Genomic DNA, 20,434 nt, shown 5'->3' on the forward strand with positions numbered 1-20,434 from the left:
AGGCCATGCAAGTCTACGGAACTCAACTCAAGGACTACTACCAGCGTGAACTGGCAGGGCTGCGTAACGACGCCGCTGCATTTGCGCAGGCCTATCCGACGGAGGCGCAGGCGCTCAAACTCGATCGCACCGGCTCGCACGATCCTCACGTGGAAATGCTGCTGCAGTCCTTTGCTTTCCTGACCGGCCGTGTGCAATATGAGTCTGAAGTCAGCAAGGCGCTGATCCCGAACGTACTCCTCGGTTACCTTTATCCGCACCTGGCGGCACCCGTGCCGTCCATGTTGATTGCTCAGGTCCGCGTCAAGCCGGACGACGCGGCCGGCGCGGTTCTGGAGCGCGGGCGGCAGGCCAGTGTGACGGCCGAGGACGGCCGGGGCCGGAAAAGCGTCTGCCGCTTTACGACAACCTGCGACTTGCCTTTGGTGCCGCTGGGCATTGTCGAGATTGACATGCTGCAGGCGGGAGATTTTCCGGTCGGGTTGAGCGACGAGCGTTGCCTGTCGGTGCTGCGTGTTCGGGTGCGCAGCCTGGGTATCGATCCGGTGAAGGCGCTCAAGAAAACCCGGTTGCGTTTTTATATCGACACCAGCCAAAAAGACGCCTGGTATTTGCAGGAGATGCTGGGCCTGCACCTGCACGCCGTTGACATCGCACAGATTGGTGGTGAGCCACTGCCAGGCGAAAACCAGAGCGCCGTCCACTGGCTCGGGTTTGGTGATGAAGAGGCCGCTCTCCCGGTCCGAAGCAACATGCATCCCGGACACCGGCTTCTCCAGGAATATTTTTCCTTTCCGGAAAAATTTATGTTTTTCGAAACCGGCGAGTTTGACCTCGCTCCGTTTGAGAATGGTTTTGACTTGTTGTTCCAGTTTGACGTGGCTTCCCATAAGGATCGCCAGCTCTCGTCACGCTCGCTCAAGCTCAACTGCGTGCCGATGGTGAACCTCTATCGTCAGCGCATGGAACCCCTGGCGCTTGACCACACGCAGTACGAATACCAGCTAACCGCAGATGTGCAGAACCGCCAAAACTGCGAGATTTACAGCATTGAGGAGCTGGTTTCCATTAGCGCCGACGGCAGCCAACGCAAGCTGGCGCCGTACTTCGAACTTGGAAATGCGCAGACGCGTGGCACAGATGACTATTTTTATGTCATGCGGCGCGAGGAAAACCAGCTTGGCGGTATTGCCGGTACCGAGGTGTACGTATCTTTTCTTGACGTCCGGCAGCAGATGGCACTGCCGCCGGCAGAAGTGGTTGGCGGGCGGGCGCTTTGCACCAATCGCAAGCTGGCAGAACAGCTGCTGATCAAGCAATCCCTGCAGCTCGAAGGGGCGGGGCCGATCACGGTACTCGAAGTGATAAGCCGGCCTTCGCGTCACATCACCCCGGCACTGATAGGGCGACGTCCCTGGTCGCTGGTGTCCCAGCTCGGCATGAGCCACTTGTCGATGGCAGAGGGACCGCAGGCGCTCGCTGCATTCAAAAGCATGCTGCGCGACCACATCGACCCTCTGCAGACACAGGCTTTCCGCAGCATTGAAGGAATTCAGGCGCTTCAATGCCGGCCCGGCATGCGCTACACGATACGCGATGGAGTGCGGGGCTATGTGCAATGCCTCTATATCACCCTCACACTGAATCGAAAACAGTTTGAGTCGACCAGCATGCTGCTGTTCGCATCGGTGCTGCGCTACTTTCTCGCGCTCTACTCAACAGTCAACAACATGGTCTGCGTAAGCCTGGAAACCACTGACGAGAAAGGAGTACTCAAAAGATGGCCGCCAATGGTTGGGGCCCAGATCGTTCTTTGAGCCGCCGGCTCGAGCAGCGTTTTGGGGAGTTCAATTTCCTGCAGATGATCCGTCTGTGGCTGCGCCAGCCGGATGATCGTGCCGGCGGGTCAGGCCAGACCGTGCGTTTCGAGGCTGACCTTGATGCGGGCTTTCCCGCGCGCGCGGCGAGCGCAGTGCGTGTGCAGGCCATTGCATCCGGGTCCTCTGCGGTACCGGCGCTGATCGACGCCGAAGGCGATCAGCGTGACCGGCCGCAAATGCTGGCGATCACCACCCCGGACTTCTGTGTTGGCAGTGCACTCGGTCCCTTGCCCGAACCTTTTCTCGAGTGGATGCGCGAGCTGGATCGCGCAGGAAAATCCGCGACGCGCGCATTTCTCGACATTTTCAATAACCGGCTAAATCTGCTGCGTTATGAAACCCGCGCTGGCTTTGAGCCTGGGCTGAACAACGAGCGGCCTGAGCGCAGCCAGCTCGCCGAATACCTTGGCGCGCTGATGGGGGTGGACAACGCCGAGCAGGCCGGGCAAATCCCGATGCCCCAGCGCCAGTGGCTCGGCATCGGGGACTTGCTGGCGAACGGCCGGCGGTCGGCAGCCGGGCTGGTTCAGGTGCTCTCGGTGCAGCTTGGATTTCCTGTCAGGTTGCAGCCCCTGGTGGGCGCATGGCGCGCAATCGATCCGGACGATCAGCACCGCCTGGGCCGCAGTGGTCACCGGCTTGGTGTTGACATGCTGCTTGGTCGCAGCACTTGGGATCAGCAGTCGCGCATCCGGCTGACCGCAGGCCCTGTCTCATATTCCCAACTGGAGGCGCTGTTGCCGCCGCTGAAAAAAGGCATAGAACCAAAGCGTTCGCTGCGTCAATGGCAACGGCTGCAACGCCAGGTCGATATCGGCAGCGAAGCGCCTGCCGTGCGCAGCTCGTATGAGGAACTGCAAGGCTTGCTACGGTTGATGCTTGACCGTCGCCACGATGCCGAGATCGAACTTTCGGTGCTTGCAGAAGAGGTGCCGCTGGCGCGGCTGGTATCGACTCAGGTCTCCGGCTTCTCCGGTATGCGCCTGGGCTTTAACGCATGGTTGAAGTCGCGGCCGACGGATAGCGCCGCTGGCGTTTCGGGTGTTTATGTCGCGCGCTTTCTGGTCCCTGCTTATGAATCGGGAGCCATGACATGAACGACCGCGTCACTGGCATGACGACCGCGCTGGCTCTGCTATCGCCGGCGCCGGTCGTCTACCTGCATGTCGCGCTGTTCCTGGAGACGGGCGTCATCCTGGGTGACGGTAGCTTTCGGCTGGTCAGCTTTAAAGGGCAGGAAAGCATTTCTGATCATTTTGAGTACGAATTGGAGTTGCACGGAAATTCGGACCCCGAGAGTGGCCTTGAGCTGGCCTTTGATGACCTGCTCGGGCGACCGGTCACTGTGGGGGTTCACTACCCGGTGTTGGATGACCAGCAGCAGCCGACGCGCGAAGAAGCCAACGAGTGGTTTGACCAGGCCGTACACGGCCAGGACGAAGGCGTGCGGTTGTCCCTGTTCAATGGCATCGTCGCATCCTTCTCAATGGAACAGCCAGGCGTCTATCGCGTGACCATGCGGCCGGCACTTTGGAAGCTTACGCTCACGAACAACTACTGCATCCATCGCCAGCTGAATGTGCGTGATGCTATTGCGGGCGTCCTGCACAAGCACAACATTGTTTTTTCGGTCGCGGCGCTGGTCGGCTCAGGCAATCTGGCAGTCGCGAGGCAGCAGGACTGGCTGCAGGCCGGTGAAAGCGACTACGAGTTCGTGCGGCGGCTCATGTCGAAAGCGCACATTTATTATTTCTACGTGACCACCGGCACCAGCCACACAGTGGTGTTCGCCAACCGGCCTGTTTATCCGGAAGCCCTGCCCGGTGGCAAGCCGCTACGCTACTGCGGCACCCAGGAAGATACTCTCGGCTTGGCTCAGCCCGACATGATCAGCGACTATCGCTTTCAGCAGAGTCTGGCCAGCAGCGCGGTGACCTCGGTGTTCACGCGTGAGGAGGCGGCCTGGGAGTCGGATGCAGTGGCCGGGTTCCAGAGTTTTCATGCACAGACCAAGCCGGCGCCTGGCGCCTTGCCATTCAACCAATACCAGATCTACCAGTACGGCTGCAGCGACGTTGAGGTCGATCACTATGCCCATGCAACGCAGGACACCCTGGATACGGGTAGCCGGCAATTCAGTGGTTCGAGCTATTGCCCCTATCTGCATTGCGGCCACCGCTTCTCGGTGACGCAGGAAGTTCGTTCAGGGCAATGGCCGTTGCAGGTCAGACCTCAGCTGGAGGGAAGGAGCTTTGTCGCAACGCAGGTTCAGCACGAGGCAACGCTCGACGGCAGCTACAGCAACAAATTCCAGGCGGCAGACGCGCAGGGACTGGTCACGCCGTTCTCCATCCAGGAGACACAGCAAGGCAGTGTGCTCGCCAGTGTCGTCTCGGGTGGGAGCCAGGGTGTCGCGCCGGTGGGCTGGCGCTATATGCGGAAAGACAACTTTGACCCGGAGACCAGCCGCATTGTCGACAGCGAGGGTATTTCGCCGGTGCTTGAGGCGCAGGGTGTCTATGTGCGGTTCTCGACAGGCCAGGACATCTTTTCACCGGACGGTGCCGACCCGGCGGAGCCGGTCTGGGTCAAATTGGCTGCGCACATGCAGACCGTGCCGGAGATCGGTACGACCGTCATCATTACGCGCGCGCAGGATCAATCCGAGCTGCCTGAAATCCAGAGCATCATCCAGGCTAATGGCACCAAGGTCATCATGCCGTCAGGTTGGACGGCCAATACCAACGTTGGCAGCAGCTATTCGACGGCCTACGGCGACGGCAAGAGCATCCGTTTCGGCTTGCACTCCGATGCCGACCTGGACAACGCGGTTGCCATCGTCAGCCAGCAATACGACAGCGGAAAGTTCCGCGAATCGTCGTATTCGCAGGGTGCCAGCTATGGCTATTCGACCTCCGAAGACGGCGCGAACGGCCTGTTGAGCCAGTCGGATTCCTTCGGTTCGACCCACAGCACCCACAAGGGGGCGGAAAGCTGGAGCAGCACCGAGTTCGGCACGACCACCAACCACTCGCTGGTGACCGGCGACGCCACCAACACCAGCAAGACCGAAGGCACGCTCAGCAACACGACTTCGCAAAACGCCGTGTTCAATACAACCACGACCGCGAGCCAAACCAGCGAGTCGTTCACGGTCAGCAGCGTCAATCTCGACGTAACCGGCCAGCACATCTCGACCTCGGCGGTCGGCATGGCTGTCAGCGCAAGCGCGACCGGGGTGCGGCTGTCGGGCTCGATGGAGGGAATGAGCAGCAGCAGCAGCATGGTTGGCCTCAGCGACAGTGACTCGGTCGTAGGCATGAGCATGCAGACCAGCGCGACCGGTTCGAGCAGCAACGTTGCGGTGACGCTTGCTTCGGATCATGTCTCGATGACGCTGGTCGATACGGGCACCAATCTGGTTGGCGTCAGCAGCAGCACCTCTCTGACCGGTGCCAGTACTGCGATGAACCTGGTTGGCGCTCACAACGAGGTCAGCCTGACCGGCCTGTCCAGCCGGGTCAGCCTCACGGGCCAGAGCAACAGTGTTTCAGTTCTGGGGTCGAGTACTGACATCTCGCTGTCGGGCGACACCACGGCGATCTCGATGAAAGGCGCATCAACCTCGATTGAAATGACCGGGGCCGGCATCCTGGTGCAGCTCACCGCGTTGCAGGCGACGATGCAGATCACGGGCCTGAGCCTGACGATCACCGAGCTGAAGATCTATCTCTAGGCCGCCATGAAGATCATCAAGCCCTTGAGCCTAGGCCTGCTCTACAAGACATACCGGCAATCCGGCATAAACCGCCTGGTGTTGACGGCGCTGGGATTCTTTCCGCTGGGTGAAGTCAGGCCGCAGCGCTTTCTCATGGAGGGCCCGCAATGGGCCCGGGTACTGGCCGCATTGCCGGCGGGCCAGGCGCTGGACGAGGCGATGCCTAAGACCGGAGCCGAGGCCATGGTGCTGGGTCGCGCTTGCGCACCGGGAAATCGTCCGGTGAAGCATATGGAAGCACGGCTGCAAGTCGGCTCCATCGACAAGCGTCTGGCGGTTTTTGGCGACAGGCAATGGCGCTATGGCGTCTTGCCGCTCTTTGGCATCTCGCAGCCTGCGGAATTTGTACACATGCCGCTTGATTTCGCACATGCCTTCGGTGGTCCGGGCTACGAAGCCAATCCGGTTGGCTGTGGCCATGACGGCAACCGGTTCGCCGCAATGGCCGGTGCGAACGAAGGGGTTATGCCGAACGTCGAGTACGCCGCTCAGCCCGTTGACTGCCATGGGCGTCGCTATCCCCCAGCTGGACTTGGGCCCATACCTATCGATTGGGTGCCTCGCAAGCGCTATGCCGGTACTTACGATGAACGCTGGCTGCGCGAGGATTATCCCGGCTTGCCGCGAGATCTTGACTGGCGGCTTTATAACCAGGCTGCCGCCGACCAGCGCATCGCGAATCCTTTCGCGGGCGGCGAAGCCTACCTGTTACAGGGGATGCATCCGCAGATTGAGACCATCCGGGGCGCACTGCCTGAGCAGCGCGTCAAGGCTTTCGCGCTCAAAAAGGACGCTTCTCCCGCTTCGCTGGCTGAAATCGGGCTGCGCATGGACACGGTCTGGTTCCTGCCCGAACAGCAACTCGGTGTTGCGGCCTGGCGGGGCGAGATGCAGATCACCGACAGCGATGCACTGGACATTGGGGTATTGATGCTGGCTTACGAAGGCGCGGCCGAAACGCCGCGTACCTTGAACCATTACGCGGAAGTGCTCACGCTGCGCCTGGACCCCAAGACTGCACCGTTGCATGCGCTCAACGAGTCGCAACTCGCGCCGCGGCTCGATCCAGTCGATCCCGCGCTGGCTGCCGCCGAAGCCGAAGCGGCACTGAAAAAACGCCAGGACGTGCTTGACGAAGTGACGCGTGAATTTTGGCAACAAAGCGGCATGAAGCCGCCCGCGGGCTACGAGCCGCCAAAAGCCGGGCCGCCCCTGCTCCAGACACCGTCGGCGAAGGCCCTGGCCGACGGCGACATGGACTTGACCAGCCTGATGCACAGCGTCGAAAAGCTGGTGGCCAGTACCCGCGAAAACGCGGCCGCACAGCAGGCAGCATTTACTCACCAGCTAGCAGAGCTACAGGTACTGACGGGGCAGACGGATGTTCCCGCTGGGGAGCATGGAAATGCTCCGGAGTCCGGGCCGCTCTGGACGGAGGTGTTGCAGCGCGCCGATGGTACGGCGACACGAGAGGCACTGGCGCCGCTCGCGCTGGCCGCGACGCCATCCCAACATGCCGACCTTATGGCTGCCGCGCAACTCAAAAGCAAAGCCCGCCATGCGTCTCCCGTCCCGCTGTCGCCCGCGCAGGCGCTGTCGCCCGCTGTCGCGTCGCTATTGGGGGCGCAGGTGCTGGCCTGGGCGAAGGCCGGAGAAAATCTTGCGGGCCGCGACCTTGCCGGCGCGGATCTGCGCGGTGCCATACTTGCGGGCCTTGACCTTGGCGGATGCATGCTGGAGTACGCCGACCTCAGCGGTGCCGACCTGCGCGGCTGTAACCTGAGTCGCGCTGTACTGACGCAGGCGCGGCTCAATGGCGCACTACTTGATGAGGCCAACCTTGATGAGGCCAATCTCTGCAGCAGCCACGCATGCGAAGCGAGTTTTCGCGGGGCGAGTCTTTGTTCGGCCCGTGCTTCCAAGGCGACCTGGACACAAGCTTGCGGCTCCGATTGCGACCTGTCAGCCGCTCAACTCGACGATGCAGATCTTTGCGGCGCAAACTTCGATCGCGCGACGCTGGATACAACAATTTTCAACCAGGCCAAACTGGCTGGAAGTAGCTGGTGCGGTGCCTCGTTCAACAAATGTGTTGCCTGGAAGCTGCAGGCCCAGGGGGCCAATTTTTCGGGTTCGAGATGGCAGAGAAGTGCACTGATCGGTTCCGACCTGTCGGCCAGTAAATGGAGGGAGGCCCGACTGGTCCAGGTCCAGGGGAATGACAGCGACTGGCGTGGCGCCGACCTGTCCGGATTGCGCGCTGAACGCGGAAGCTGGACGCAAAGCCAGTTGCAGGGTGCGCGGCTCGACGGCGCTTTCATCATGGCGTGCGATATGAGTCGGGCTGACCTTAGTGCCGCCAGCCTTGACGGTGCCTGCCTGCCGCGCACGCTCATGATGAAGGCACAACTGCCCGGTGCGAGTGCCGTGGGCACCGACTTCTACCAGGCGTTGTTGCGAAAGGCTGACTTTGGAAAAGCCGATCTGCGCGACGCCAGCCTGTATGAAGCCGAACTCACCGAGGTCTGCCTGGTTGATGCGGACACACGCGGTGTACGTCTGGATGCGCGCAGGAGGCTCGCGTGAGCAGAATTTACAGCCAGGCCTCCGCCCAGGATTGGGCCGAGATCCAGCGCTTGGTGCGGCTTGGCCGTCCGGTGCGTGGCCAGATGCTGGCCGGACTTGATGCAAGCGGCCACGATTTCACAGGTGCGGTTTTCAGCGGCTGCCAGCTGGCGGGTTCGCATTGGGCCGGTGCCCAGCTGGAGGGAGCGTCCTTTATTGATTGCGAACTCGGCGCGGCCGACTTTTGCGATGCCGGGTTGCGCCGCACCGCATTTTGCCAGAGCCGCCTGGCTGGTAGCGATTGGCGTGGTACGGCCGGCACAATGCTGGCCTTCAGTCAGTGTGACCTCCGCCAAAGTCGTTGGGACGGTGCGAGCCTTGAGAAATCCATGTTGACGAAGTGCGACATCGGCGGCTCTTTCTGGATTGAGGCGCGCTTGCTGCGCAGCGCATTTGCGGATTGCCAGTGGGGCGGCAGCGACTGGCAGGGTGCCGAATTGCAGCAGGTAAGCCTGAACGAAGCACAACTGCAGGAAGCCAGGCTCGCTGGCATGCGTGCCAGCACCAGCCTGTTTATCAAAGCCAACTTCGCCGGGCAGAAACTGGCCGGTGCCAGCTTGTTGCGTTGCACTTTGCAGGGTGCCGATTTTTCAGGTGCTGATCTGAGCCGCGCCAGCATCCGTGAATCGAATTGTGCCGAAGCCCGCTTCAGTGCGACGCTGATGAACGGCATTGACGCTACGCGCTGCCAGTTCGTAAAAGCGAAGTTTGACCGGGTAAATCTTGACGGCGCCCAACTCGAGGGTGCGGTATTGCAAAAAGCCCAACTCAACGGAGTTTCGCTGCGCGGAGCCGGATTGGTGAAAACGATCTGGGATCACAGCAGGCTTGACAGTGTCGTTTTCGCGGGATCGGACTTGCAGTTTGCCCAGTTCGCGCATGCGAATGGCCGGGCATTGGATTTCCGGTACTGCAAGCTCGACCGTACGAGTTTTCACTGTGCGGTCTGGACCGGTGCCGATTTCACCGGTGCCAACGTAGCCGCCGCCCTGGGTACCCAGGAGGCGCGCGCTGCCGCCGAAAAACGTTCACTTGAAATGGAAGCAGCATGAAACAGGCAACACAACAGCTTGACCTTCCCGTGCGCGCCGCAACCGTGCACGGCTGGGGAGAGGCGAGCATAGGCCGGTCACTCGGACAAGCGCAGTGGCGGCTGGCGGACGGCCGGCTTGCGTTACAAGCGGTTTCCTGCCTGCTCACACCCCTGCCAGGTGACACGGTGGCCGTGCTGCAAAGTGCTTCGGGCTTGTTTGTGACCCATATTTTGCTGCGTCCGCAGCCGGCCGCGGACACGCCGGGCGCAGGCCGTGCCGAGCTTTCCGTGCCGGGTGCGGAGCTTATGGCGATCACCCAGCCAGCTTTTGAGCTGGCCTGCACCCGTCAAATCGCACTGCGTTGTCTTGGTGACGTCGAGCTGACGTCGGCCAGCGGCTCCGTCAGCGTCAACGCAAGGGATTTCCTGGCGTCCGTCAGTGAGACCATGGTGCAGTCGGCACGCCATCTCGTAACGCGTGTCGAGCACGGGATCATGCAGGCCTCGGCGCTGCTGCGGCTCCATGGGCGGCAAGCGTTGGTCACGGCCGAAGAAGACATCAAGCTCGATGCTGAACGCATCAGCCTGGGATGAACCATGTTCGCCAACACGAACCTCTGCGTCATCAATTTCGCGTTTCCCGACGTCTGTCTGGTGCCTACGCCGGTGGGGCCGGTGCCCATTCCGTTTCCCAATATCGTCATCACGATTTCGCACATTCCTTCGCAGACCTGCGTGATCGTCGGCGGCGGACTCGCTGAAAACCTGGTGACGCAGGGCACGTTGAGCAACGGCGACGAGCCTGGCGTCAACCTGGGCGTGGTTTCGGGCATGGAAATTGGGCCGGACCGATACCTCATGGGTAGCTTCAAGGTCGCGATGGGCGGTGTGTTTGCGACACGGCTGACCAGTGTGGTCGGGCAGAACGGCATGATAGGCAACGCGATCGGCATGTCGATCACACCTTCGCAGGTATGCGTGATGGTGCTGGGATGATCATGCGCATCGTCAACGCTTTTCTCGGCACAGCGGCATTGCTGGCTGTTTCCGGCTGCGGTTTTATCAGCTACGCGCTGGGCTACAGCCCTACTACGCCGCTAAAGACGCTGAACATCGTCGCCGAACTCGATGCCAATCAGAATATGGGAACCGAGGTCGACCTGGTGTTTGTCTTCGACAAGAACGCGGCGGCCGTCTTGCCGAAGACCTCACCCGACTGGTTTGCCAATCGCGACGCGCTGCAAGCCGGTCTGGCCAGCGGCATCGCAGTGCTTGGTGTGCAGGTTGTCCCTGGCAGCACGGTCACCAACCAGCCCCTGCCCATTGGTTATGGCAAGGCCGTCTATGTCTACAGCTACGCAAGCTATGTGAGCGCCGGCGGTCAGGCTGTCGCCAACATCACTGCCTACAAATGCGCATTGATCACCCTGCGTAGCACGCAGATCAGCTATACGAGCTGCCTTTCATGATTGGAGAACTCATGCCCGAAACCATTTCAGCGCCTAAAGCCGCCCAGCCCGCAGCGAAGCCGTTCTCAGCTGCGGCCGGTCCGGCCTTGCCCGACAGTGTCCAGTGGATCGAAGGGATGTTGCTGTCACCCCAGCATTTCCAGCAGAGCGATGTTTACTGGCAGGAGCAGTTGAGGTACCGGCTGTCGTGCGTCGCGCCGGATTTCTGGGGGTTGAGCCTGCTGCAGCTGGATATGGTGAAGCTCAAGGCCGGTATCGTCGCAATCAAACGGCTTGAATGCATCATGCCAGACGGCACGCCGGTTGTGTTTCCCGGCTCGTACACCGGAAAAGCGCTCGAACTTGATGTCACCGCGCAGTTGCAGCGCACGCCGGATGGGGTGCGGTTGTCGCTGATCATGCCTGTGCGGGGCAACGCCTCCAATCACTGGAATACGACACCGGCGCGCAATGAGGTTGTGCACGGCCTGGTATCACTTGACGAGAACACCCTGACCGGATCGGTGCCGGTCGACCGCCTGCGGCCGGCGATCTCGCTGTCAGCCGAAGTTGCAGCCCCGGCCGGCTACGAGGTCTGTCCCTTGTTCGAGTTGTTCCGGCGCGAAGAAAACAGGCATGTCGAATTCAAGCCCTACCACCCGCCCATGCTGTGCTGGCAGGCCGGCGATTTTCTCAAGGCAACCGGCTTGCGGCACCGGCTCCAGCTGCTCAATGAAGCGCTGTGGCTCAAGCTGCGCGAATTGGGCGCTAACCGGGAAAGCGACGGCCCCGAGGACGATGAATTGCAGGGCGCCCATTTCCGCAAGCACCTGGAGATGGCCCGACGGCTGGCTGCCGTGCTGCCGCAGTTCAGCCTCATCGTGCAGCGCCCCGAGTCGAGCCCGCGCGCGGTCTACGACAGCCTGGCGCTCCTGCTTGGCACGATGGCATCGTTCGGCGCCAATCCCATCCCGCCTGTGCTGGACGCTTATCAGCACGATGACTGTTCGCCACAGTTCCGGCGTGCGCTGGACTATGTGGTACGCAAGCTCAGCTATATCAATACCAGTTTCGAGCTGCAGCCGTTTGAACGCCATGCCGACGGTACTTTTACACATGTGTTGCCTCCTGACGCGGGTGAACAACTGCTTGTCGAGCTCAGGCCGCAAGGCGGCCAGGGCCTGGGGGCCGATGGACGCGCGTCAATGGAACGCTGGTTGCTTGACGCCTGCATCGCGAGCGAGGCGTTGCTGCCTGCCGCAGCCCGGTTGCGCGTGACCGCGAGGCCGCACCTCTTGACCGCTGAGGAGTTGGCGAAACGCAACCTGCGTTCGGGAGCGGCCTTGTTCGCGATCGACAACCAGGTCCTGCAGCTCAAAGAAGGCGATACCAGGCTGTTCGGCCCAGGGCAAAACCTCGTCATTAGCGGTGACAAGAAGTCGCCGGGAACCCCGCCCGCGATGATTCTGCTTTATCGTGCGCGCGCTGCAGGCACGCGGACCTGAAAGACGCAGCCATGCAGCCTGCTGCTATGCCCGAAATGCCGCTCCTGAGCTGCTTTGCGCAGTTCTATGAGGAGGTTGCGCGCGTGCGGCAGGAAAGCGAACGCGGGTCGCTGCAAGCCTACCTGGGGGTCTCTGGTGCGGCACCGGCCGAGCCGGCCGAACTCGCGGGCCGTGTGAGCCTGCGCCTGGCCGACCTTCTGGCCGGCCAGGCACGCGATATGCGGGCTACCGCGAGTGAAGCGCAGCAACGCGCCTATACGGCAGCCAGCTATGTGATGGTGGTGCTGGCTGACGAGATTTTCATCCTTGAACTCTCGTGGCCGGCGCAGGATGCCTGGCTCGAGGTTTTGCTTGAGCACCGGCAGTTCGGTTCGCGCCAGGCTGGGCGCCGCTTCTTCGACATGGCGGAGCAGGTGCTGGCTGTGGTGTCCCGATCCCATTTGCATCGCGATCTCGCTGCCTGCTTTCTGCTCGCGCTGCAGCTTGGGTTCAAGGGAATGCATCGGGGCACGCAGGGCCAGCTGTTCCTGGACACACTGCGCCAGCGACTGTACCGTTTTGTCAACGGCCGACCGGCAGAGTCTGACGGCAGGCTGTTTGTGCAAGCCTATGAACACACGGTCAAGTCGACTGCCGATGCGCGGGTCGCGCCCCTGCGCCCGTGGTTGCGTCTGGCGATGGGTTATGCACTTGGCTTCGTGCTGATGTCGTCGGCGCTCTGGCTATGGCTGATCCAGCCGCTGGTCAAGGTTGCGGGTGTCTGAGATGAGCAGCATCAGCAGTATCTGGTTTGGCGTGCTTGCCGCAGTCGCCAGTGCACTCGGAATCCTGGTGCTTTGGTTGATAGTGCGCTCGCGCCAGGCCAAATTGATAGTTGCGGCCGGTGCCATCAAGCCCGTTTTGAAGGGAAGTTTCTGGCGAACGCGCTGGCAGTCGTTCCTGGCCTGGTTGCGCGGGCTGCGGACCGTGCTGTCCAGAACCGCACGGGAGCGCTACCGGCAAACCTGGGTCATCATGATCGGGCAGGCCGGCGCTGGTAAAAGCAGCTTGATCGCTTCGTTGCGACAGGTCCGGCAACGGCCAGACGCACAGGCGGCGACGATCGCCGGCGTCCCCCACACAGCCTGGCACAGCCTGGCACAGGGTGAACTCATAGACCCGCAAGGCAAGCTCAGCGCTGCCGGTCAAACCGGATCCGACGCGGCAGATTGGCAAGCCGTACTGCGCGGACTCGTCCACCTGCGCCCCGAACGTGCACTTGACGGGGCGCTATTGGTGGTTTCCTCCCGTAACTTGCTGGGCATGGGCCGTGAGAGTGTGCTTCAACTCGCGCTCGATGCCCGGCGACAGCTCGACGACCTGCGTGCCGCCACCAGCCTGGCTTTGCCGGTCTACGTGATCGTCAGCCAGTGCGACGCGGTCGATGGATTTGCTCCGTATTGGCGTCTGCAGGGGCGTTCGCAGAGGGAAAGCATGTTCGGCTGGTCGGCGCGCGACGGCCTGTTGCAGTCCGGCCCGGTACAGTGGATTGACGAGGCATTTGTTGACATCGGTGAACGACTCAAGGAAATCCAGGTAGAGGCCGCTGCGGCGCAGGAGCAGATTGCCGACGCTGATGCGTTTTTTCTGTTTCCGAGGCATTTCGAGCGTTTGCATGCGCCCTTGCGTGATTACCTGGCCGAGGTCTTTCACGACACGGCGACGACGCAGCCTGCACTGTGCCGAGGTGTCTATTTCACAGGCTGCACCGAAGACACCGGCGCGTCAGCAGGCATGCCGCGTGCCGATGTCTCGTTTGCCGAAGACGTCCTGACGCAAAAGGCGCTGGGGGAATGCGGACTGGCGCGCGCCACGCGGGCGTCATTCTGGTCGCGTGAGCCGGGGCTGCTGCGGCTTCAGCAAGCCTGCATCGTGCTGGCCGGGTTGTTGCTGTTGGCACTGGTGTTATCGGGCTGGCGGCTGCAGCGCCAGGTTGATGGTCTGGGTCGCAGCATCGCCGCGCTCTACCAGTCGCAGGCGCTGGCAGGTGCACAGGAGAGCTGCGCCGGCCGCCCATTGATTGACGATGCACTGTCCCGGGCCTCGGCCCTCGATATCGACCTGGTGTTCGCGACGATGCCGTTGTCCTGGGTCGATCGGCGTGCCAGCAACAACGCGGTGCAGGCTGTCTCCAGTACCGTGATGGCACGCACGGTGTTTCCGGCGCTGGCTTGCGGCCTGCAGGCGCGGGTCGCGCGGCTCGACGCTGGTCTGGTCGTAGCGTCCGAGCCAACGCTTGCCGGTATCACAGTCAACAACTCGGCGTATGCCAAAACCCGCGCCAACCTGAAGGTGCTTGCGCTGGAGGTGAACAACCTGGAAGACAAGCTCCAGCGTTTCGCACGCTTGACTGCTATACCCGCCGAATCCACCGTCCGCAAGCTGGATGATCTCAACCTGATTTATCTCTACGTCTACGGAGCGGGATTGCCCCTTGCTGCGGCGCGGCCCGGCGGCGTGGTTGCCGCTTCGCTCGAGCAGGTGCCTTACAGCGGCGTGGTGAATGTGCCCGAGCGTTCGCGCGGCAACTGGGCGCGCCAGTTGGCGAATTCCAGCCGGCAACTGCATGTCGATTTGCTTGCTGAGGCCTCGATGGGCCCCAGCCTCCTGGCCAGGGTTGATCCGGCAAAAGGGCCGCTTGTTGACAACACCAGGCGGTTCACCTCATGGCTGATCTGGGTCGCCAAATCATGGGTACCATCGGACCCGAACAACAACCCCTGCGCCGATGACGCGAAGGAACTGCGGCAACTGCTGTCGCCCCTCGTGACGCAGTACAGCTATCCGAAAGACCTGTTGGCAGGTGACGGCGGTTTTGATGAGGCAAGGTGCTACAACCCGGCCATGCAGGTGCTGCGTGGCATGCAGCTTTCGCCCTACGGGCCTCTGCTCATCGCACAGGGCCAGAGTCTCGTCATGAATCCGGCACTGTCGGCAGAGGTACGCGGCCTCGAAAGCCTGCTACAGCAGACTTTCATGCAGGTCCGGAACCCGCAGGCCTTCGCCTGCGTGAGTTCAGCGCCGGGCTGGCGCCTGGCAGACCTCGGCCGGTCCATGAATTACGCTGCTGATTACCAGCGATTCGCAGCAGGCCAGGGACTGCCGCCTCTCGGTGCGCCGGCAACCAGCAAGCCGCTGTTCGACCGGCTTGCGAGGGCGCAGCTTGAGCAGGTCATGAATGACGCGATGCGCTCGGCGCAGTCGGCTGCAACTGAGTTGTTCGTGCCTCAGGGACTTGACGCGGTCTCGGCGGCAGACCAGCAGCTTTTGCAGCTGAGTGGTGATTTTTCGCGCGCACTGGATCCGCTGATCGGCAACCTGCGGCTCTATACCCAGTTCGGCTTTACCGCGAGCGCTGGACGCGTTTCACAGTGCGCGCGGGACTTTTCGTCGGATGCTCTCGGCCGCGTTTCAGGCCTTGTGAGTGGCAGCCGGCTTTATGACCCCGAGGCCGGTCCTGCCGACGGCCTGCTCGTGAACCTGGGCACCACGCCGGTGATACGCGACTACCTCGCGCGGCAGGTTGCGCGCGCTCAGGTACTCGCTGGCTACGCTGATCCTTTCGTGAATCTGTTGCGCAACACTGACGGCGTCAATGATGCGCAGCGCGACAACGCACAAACCTTGCCGTACTGGAGTAATACGATCAATGAGGTCACCAGTTACGTGCAGTTCAAGGACCCGGGCAAGCAAGTTGGCGCTCTCGACACGCTTTTCCTCAAGACCATTGCCGATCTCACCTATGCGAACTGCGGCAAGGTGCTGGCGGCCTACCAGCCAGCCGACTACGGGAACGACATGTTCTCGGAGAGGCGGCGCGACCTGATTGCGCAACTGAACCTGCGCTGTGTCGACCGTCGTACCGAACAGGCAACCACTGCCTACGATGCCCTGGCCAAACGCTTCAACAGCCGGCTCAAGGGGCGATTCCCGTTCGGCGAAACCAGCAGTCCGGACGCCTCGCTGGCGGAGGTGCAGACCTTTTTCAGTGACTACGCCGCGCAACGCGAATCGCTGCAACAGTCGCTGTCCGGCCTGAGCACCCCTGGCTGGGTCGTTTCGGCACGCGGGTTCCTCAGTGAACTCGATGCAGCCGATCAGTTTCTGCGGCCAGGCTTGGGTATAGGCGCAGCACCGCAGCCTCTAAAGCTCGACATCACTTTCCGTGCGCTACCCCAGGAGTCGCCTGGCAGTGAACAGGTCGTGAGCTGGGTTGTGAGCTCAGGTTCTCGGGTGGCGAGCTATCCGGGTGGAAAGCCGCCGACCGTGGACTGGAGCTACGGCCAGGTGCTCGCGCTTGATCTGAATTGGGCCGAGCTGTCTGTTTGGCGACCGGCCGCATACCCGGTGCAAAGTGGCTACCGGGTCGAAGGCAGCACAGCTTCGTTCACTGAAAGCGGGAACTGGGCGTTGCTGCGCATGCTGCAGCGCTACCAGCCTGTGCCGGCACGACCGGCTGATCCCCTCAAGCCGGGCAAGGCGTTGCTCGAATTCAGTGTGCCGATACAGCGCACGACCCAGGCGACACCCACAACAGCCCCGGCAGTCACGACGGGCCAGGCCACGTTCTACCTCGGCTTGACCCTGTCTGGCACCGATCCGAAATCCCAGGCCAGTACCAGCCTGGTCTGGCCGGGACCTTTTCCCAGGTCTGCACCGCAGCGGCAAGATGTTTCCACGCAAAAGCGAGCAAAACCATGAACACTGAATTGATGACCCGATCACAGCGTTACTTCGGCGAACGGCTTGGATGTTCGCTCGAGACCTTGCTCGACCCGATCGACGCGGGCAATCCCGCCGGTTATTCGGTTAAAGGCAATGGTGTCTACAACACCATCCAGAACGCCAGACGCGAGGACGATGCGAGTTTGCCGTTGGGTCCGTGGGAGCACAAGCTCAAGCGAGCGGACTGGCCAGTAGTGAGCCGTGTCGCCACCGAGGCCCTTTGTTCCAAATCCAAGGACCTGCAGGTCGCTGCCTGGCTGCTTGAGGCCGAAGTGAACCAGCATGGGTTTTCCGCGATAGCTCCCAGCCTTTTGCTGCTTGATGGCTTGTTGCGTGATTACTGGGACGATCTCTATCCCCAGGACGCTGACTCCGGCGGCGAACACCGAGCCAACATCCTGCGTTCGCTCAACAACCGTTTGCCGTTTGTGCTCAAGCAGCTCGCCATGACTTCAACGGGCATGCATCGCAATTACAACCTCGCCGATTGGGAAGTTGCCATGCACCGCGAACGGTTGGCCCCGGCCGCCGCGGCCGCAGCTAACAGCGCTGATGAGGAGGAGCATGCCAGCACGGAAACGATCACCGCAGCGATGGCCGCGACGCCCCTGGCCTGGTATCAGGCGCTGCACCAGCAGTTGAATGATGCGCTCGGTGCGATGCAACTGCTCAGAGACAGCATCGACCGCCACTTCGCGGTGGACGGACCGAGTCTGTCGGCGCTGGCCGGCTTGCTGGCTCAACTGTACGCATTGGCCGAATCCGAGCTGCAGCGGCGCGGGATAACGCTGGCGGCCGCAGGCGGCGAATCCGGGCCGGGGCCAGGTACCGTCGCGGGATCCGATGAGACGGCCATCATGGATGACCAGACGTGGGCCGGCGTTGCCGTACCGCGGTCCATTGATGACCGGCGCCAGGTCTACGCCATGCTGGAGCAACTCGGGGACACACTGCTCAAGATGGATCCGCACAGCCCGGCGCCCTACCTGATACGCCGGGCGATCGAATGGGGAAGGCTCAACACGGCCGAGCTCTACCAGGAGGTGTTTATCCGTCTTGGCGGCCAACTCAATATCTTCGAATTGGTGGGGCTTGAAACACCCGCAGCGCGGGAGGAAACATGATCGCATCATCTGAACCCCAAGGGCTTCTCGTACCGGTTTCCCCGGGGACTGATCCGTCGGCTCCGTCAGTGGCGATGGATATCGCCGCTTCGGTCTGGAAAAACCTTTGCGAACTGCCGACCCTTCTGTTTAAGGAGCGTTCGGGCATTGCTGCCGCCCTGACCGGCCCGCGCCTGGGGTGCACCTGGGCGCGTGCCGTAGTTATGTACTGGAGCAGGCTTGAACGCCTGGGTGGCCTGGACTTGTCGCAACCACTCTACATCCTGAACATGGGTCCGGATGACGGCGCCCTGGCTGCGGTGCTGTTGACCACTTTGCGCGATGAGATGCATGCCTGCGGCATGCTCGGCTGGCCCGTCCGGTATGTGCTGTGCCCCCTGGCGGGTGAAGAACCGGCACTGGCGCTGCTCAAACAGCCAGCACTTCAGCCTTTTGTCGCGCGCGGCTGGCTTGACCAGGCAAGCTGGCAGGCTCGGCGCGGCCACCCGCTTTTGCTCGGTGCGAACCGCTTTGCCTTGTTCGGATCACGCAACCCGGTGGTCGCGATGACGGCAGGCGGGTTCTCCGCATTGCCGGCAGAACTGTACGGTGTGCACTACGGCGAACTATTGCAGGCGCGGGTTCAGGCGCAGCCAGACGGCGAAGGTCGTTTCGCGCTGACTTCTGAATGGCAGGCTTTGGCGGAGGATGAGCTTGCCTCAGCCGCTTCCGCGCTGCTGGGCCATTACCGCGCCAGCCTGATCAGTGCCACTGTTCTACTTTCAAACGCCGCACTGTCCTTGCTGGATGCGCTTGCCGATTTTTCTGCCGGGCGCTATTTGCTGCTGGCGGCAGACCAGGGAGTCGCCGATGAGCGGCAGATCAGGCTTAACTGCATGGCGCTTCCTGAGCAACTCGCTCCTGGCGAACTGTACTTCCCCGCCAATTTTCATGCACTTGGGATGCATCAGGAAAGCGCTGGAGCGCATGTTGCGCATCTGGAGTGGGGCGCATCGGGATGCATTCAGCATATGGCCTGCCGCGACGATGCCATCGGCATGGATGCCGCAAGCTGGAGCAGTCTGATCGATACGGTAGATGAAGACCATCCAGCGGAGCGCTGGTGGCACGGGGCTCCCCACAGCCCTGTGGGGAGCGTTGACGAAATCAATTTTCGCCTTCGCTGCTCGGGTCATGATCCCTGGGCTCTCCAATCCATCCTCGACAGCCTTGATCTTCGCCTGCTGGACGCTGCGGACGAAGGTGCACTGCAAACACTGCATCGCAGCCTGGCACGCACATGGCAGCAGATGACACCGCGTCAGCGTTGTGATGCGGGGCTTGGCCTTGCAGGCCTGCTGGTGCATGTGGGTCAGTGGGCGCTGGCACGTGATGTGCTCGCCGCGACTCCCGACAGCGATTCGCCGACGGCTTCTCGCATCGATCAGCTGCTGCTGCGTGCGCGACTGGAGGCGGAAACCGGGCGCAGCGCCACCGCATTGCGCGTCGTACGGGAATGTCTGCGCCTGGATGCCGGTCACCCTGAGGCGCAAGGCATGCATGAGCTGCTGGAGCGCCGGCTGGCCAATTGGCAGGCCAGCAACTGGTATGAAGCCGACGCGATGCGCGACGATGAGCTCTCGCTCGAGCCACTTGATGTCCTGCATATCCCGGCATGGCTGCATCAATACCGGGACCCGAACATCGCCGTGGTGGCCGGATTGCCGCCAATTACCTGTGAAGCGGAGGCGCAAACCTATCTTGCCCATGTAGGCGGCAGCGAGGGGACCGAATATGCAGTGGTTCACCGGAATTTCGGTTTTGTCGGTGCCGTCGGTTTGCGCCGCGAGGCTGATATGGCGCATATCCATTTCTGGATAGGTGTCGATCATCAAGGCACTGGCTTTGGTGCGCGTGCGGTGCGATTGCTGACGGCAAGCCTCGCCGGCGGACCGGTACGGCACCTGTTCACCTCGGTACACGAGGGCAACACGCGCTCGCACCGGCTGCTTGAGAAAGCCGGGTTTGACACGCTCGGGCACGAGTCGCGTGGCGACGATGTGGGTTACCGGTTCATGCACCTCGCGCTGCCTGGGGCGCTTGCCTGCACCAATGACGAACTCGAATTACGCCTTGCGGCGATCTGCGATTGCATCGGAGAGCCGCTGGTGACCGGTCAAACTCTCATAGGGGGAAGTGTTCATGCTGTCTAGATTTCTGCTAGCTCGCGCAGCACCAACTACCGCGAGGCGCGCAGGCCTCACCATCGCGCGTGCGGCTCCGCCTGCTGCAGCGGGT

General features: G+C 61.9%; 13 protein-coding genes. All 13 read left to right on the top strand.

Features of this window, described 5'->3' with window-relative positions; genetic code table 11:
• Positions 1-5 precede the first annotated feature (5 nt).
• Positions 6-1,817, top strand: a complete 1,812-nt coding sequence (gene tssF, locus ACXJKE_RS21055; RefSeq protein ID WP_457282537.1) for a type VI secretion system baseplate subunit TssF — start codon at positions 6-8, stop codon at positions 1,815-1,817.
• Positions 1,781-2,977, top strand: coding sequence for a type VI secretion system baseplate subunit TssG (gene tssG / locus ACXJKE_RS21060; RefSeq protein WP_457282538.1), 1,197 nt, complete (start codon positions 1,781-1,783; stop codon positions 2,975-2,977). The genes tssF and tssG overlap by 37 nt, the downstream gene beginning before the upstream one ends.
• The gene (locus ACXJKE_RS21065; protein WP_457282539.1) at positions 2,974-5,616 is read left to right on the top strand and encodes a contractile injection system protein, VgrG/Pvc8 family; all 2,643 of its coding nucleotides are present in this window, start codon (positions 2,974-2,976) and stop codon (positions 5,614-5,616) included. Before tssG ends, ACXJKE_RS21065 begins: the two co-directional genes overlap by 4 nt.
• A gap of 6 nt (positions 5,617-5,622) precedes the next feature.
• Entirely contained in the window at positions 5,623-8,244 is a 2,622-nt protein-coding gene (locus tag ACXJKE_RS21070; protein WP_457282540.1) for a DUF2169 domain-containing protein, read from the top strand.
• Positions 8,245-8,327: 83 nt separating this feature from the next.
• The gene (locus ACXJKE_RS21075; protein ID WP_457282541.1) at positions 8,328-9,335 is read left to right on the top strand and encodes a pentapeptide repeat-containing protein; all 1,008 of its coding nucleotides are present in this window, start codon (positions 8,328-8,330) and stop codon (positions 9,333-9,335) included.
• On the top strand, positions 9,332-9,910 hold the full coding sequence (locus tag ACXJKE_RS21080; RefSeq protein WP_457282542.1) for a DUF3540 domain-containing protein: 579 nt from the start codon (positions 9,332-9,334) through the stop codon (positions 9,908-9,910). Before ACXJKE_RS21075 ends, ACXJKE_RS21080 begins: the two co-directional genes overlap by 4 nt.
• 3 nt (positions 9,911-9,913) lie before the next feature.
• Positions 9,914-10,312 (top strand): DUF4150 domain-containing protein, encoded by a 399-nt coding sequence (locus tag ACXJKE_RS21085; RefSeq protein ID WP_457282543.1) that lies wholly within the window; start codon positions 9,914-9,916, stop codon positions 10,310-10,312.
• Between the two features lie 2 nt (positions 10,313-10,314).
• Complete coding sequence (locus ACXJKE_RS21090) at positions 10,315-10,785, top strand: hypothetical protein (protein ID WP_457282544.1); 471 nt, start codon at positions 10,315-10,317, stop codon at positions 10,783-10,785.
• An 11-nt stretch (positions 10,786-10,796) separates the two neighbouring features.
• Positions 10,797-12,269: a type VI secretion system baseplate subunit TssK gene (gene tssK, locus ACXJKE_RS21095; protein WP_457282545.1), complete on the top strand. Its 1,473-nt coding sequence runs from the start codon at positions 10,797-10,799 to the stop codon at positions 12,267-12,269.
• A gap of 11 nt (positions 12,270-12,280) precedes the next feature.
• Entirely contained in the window at positions 12,281-13,033 is a 753-nt protein-coding gene (locus ACXJKE_RS21100; protein WP_457282546.1) for a DotU family type IV/VI secretion system protein, read from the top strand.
• Between the two features lies 1 nt (position 13,034).
• Complete coding sequence (locus ACXJKE_RS21105) at positions 13,035-17,009, top strand: type VI secretion system protein (protein WP_457282547.1); 3,975 nt, start codon at positions 13,035-13,037, stop codon at positions 17,007-17,009.
• Positions 17,006-18,157: a type VI secretion system protein TssA gene (gene tssA, locus ACXJKE_RS21110; protein WP_457282548.1), complete on the top strand. Its 1,152-nt coding sequence runs from the start codon at positions 17,006-17,008 to the stop codon at positions 18,155-18,157. The genes ACXJKE_RS21105 and tssA overlap by 4 nt, the downstream gene beginning before the upstream one ends.
• A complete protein-coding gene (locus ACXJKE_RS21115) occupies positions 18,154-20,349 on the top strand; it encodes a GNAT family N-acetyltransferase (protein ID WP_457282549.1) in 2,196 nt (731 codons plus the stop codon). The genes tssA and ACXJKE_RS21115 overlap by 4 nt, the downstream gene beginning before the upstream one ends.
• Positions 20,350-20,434: the final 85 nt, after the last annotated feature.

Source organism: Polaromonas sp. P5_D5 (assembly GCF_054049435.1).

Coding starts and splice junctions, on each gene's coding strand:
- tssF (WP_457282537.1), top strand. CDS start 6: ATGCAAGTCTACGGAACTCAACTCAAGGACTACTACCAGCGTGAACTG.
- tssG (WP_457282538.1), top strand. CDS start 1,781: ATGGCCGCCAATGGTTGGGGCCCAGATCGTTCTTTGAGCCGCCGGCTC.
- ACXJKE_RS21065 (WP_457282539.1), top strand. CDS start 2,974: ATGAACGACCGCGTCACTGGCATGACGACCGCGCTGGCTCTGCTATCG.
- ACXJKE_RS21070 (WP_457282540.1), top strand. CDS start 5,623: ATGAAGATCATCAAGCCCTTGAGCCTAGGCCTGCTCTACAAGACATAC.
- ACXJKE_RS21075 (WP_457282541.1), top strand. CDS start 8,328: ATGCTGGCCGGACTTGATGCAAGCGGCCACGATTTCACAGGTGCGGTT.
- ACXJKE_RS21080 (WP_457282542.1), top strand. CDS start 9,332: ATGAAACAGGCAACACAACAGCTTGACCTTCCCGTGCGCGCCGCAACC.
- ACXJKE_RS21085 (WP_457282543.1), top strand. CDS start 9,914: ATGTTCGCCAACACGAACCTCTGCGTCATCAATTTCGCGTTTCCCGAC.
- ACXJKE_RS21090 (WP_457282544.1), top strand. CDS start 10,315: ATGCGCATCGTCAACGCTTTTCTCGGCACAGCGGCATTGCTGGCTGTT.
- tssK (WP_457282545.1), top strand. CDS start 10,797: ATGCCCGAAACCATTTCAGCGCCTAAAGCCGCCCAGCCCGCAGCGAAG.
- ACXJKE_RS21100 (WP_457282546.1), top strand. CDS start 12,281: ATGCAGCCTGCTGCTATGCCCGAAATGCCGCTCCTGAGCTGCTTTGCG.
- ACXJKE_RS21105 (WP_457282547.1), top strand. CDS start 13,035: ATGAGCAGCATCAGCAGTATCTGGTTTGGCGTGCTTGCCGCAGTCGCC.
- tssA (WP_457282548.1), top strand. CDS start 17,006: ATGAACACTGAATTGATGACCCGATCACAGCGTTACTTCGGCGAACGG.
- ACXJKE_RS21115 (WP_457282549.1), top strand. CDS start 18,154: ATGATCGCATCATCTGAACCCCAAGGGCTTCTCGTACCGGTTTCCCCG.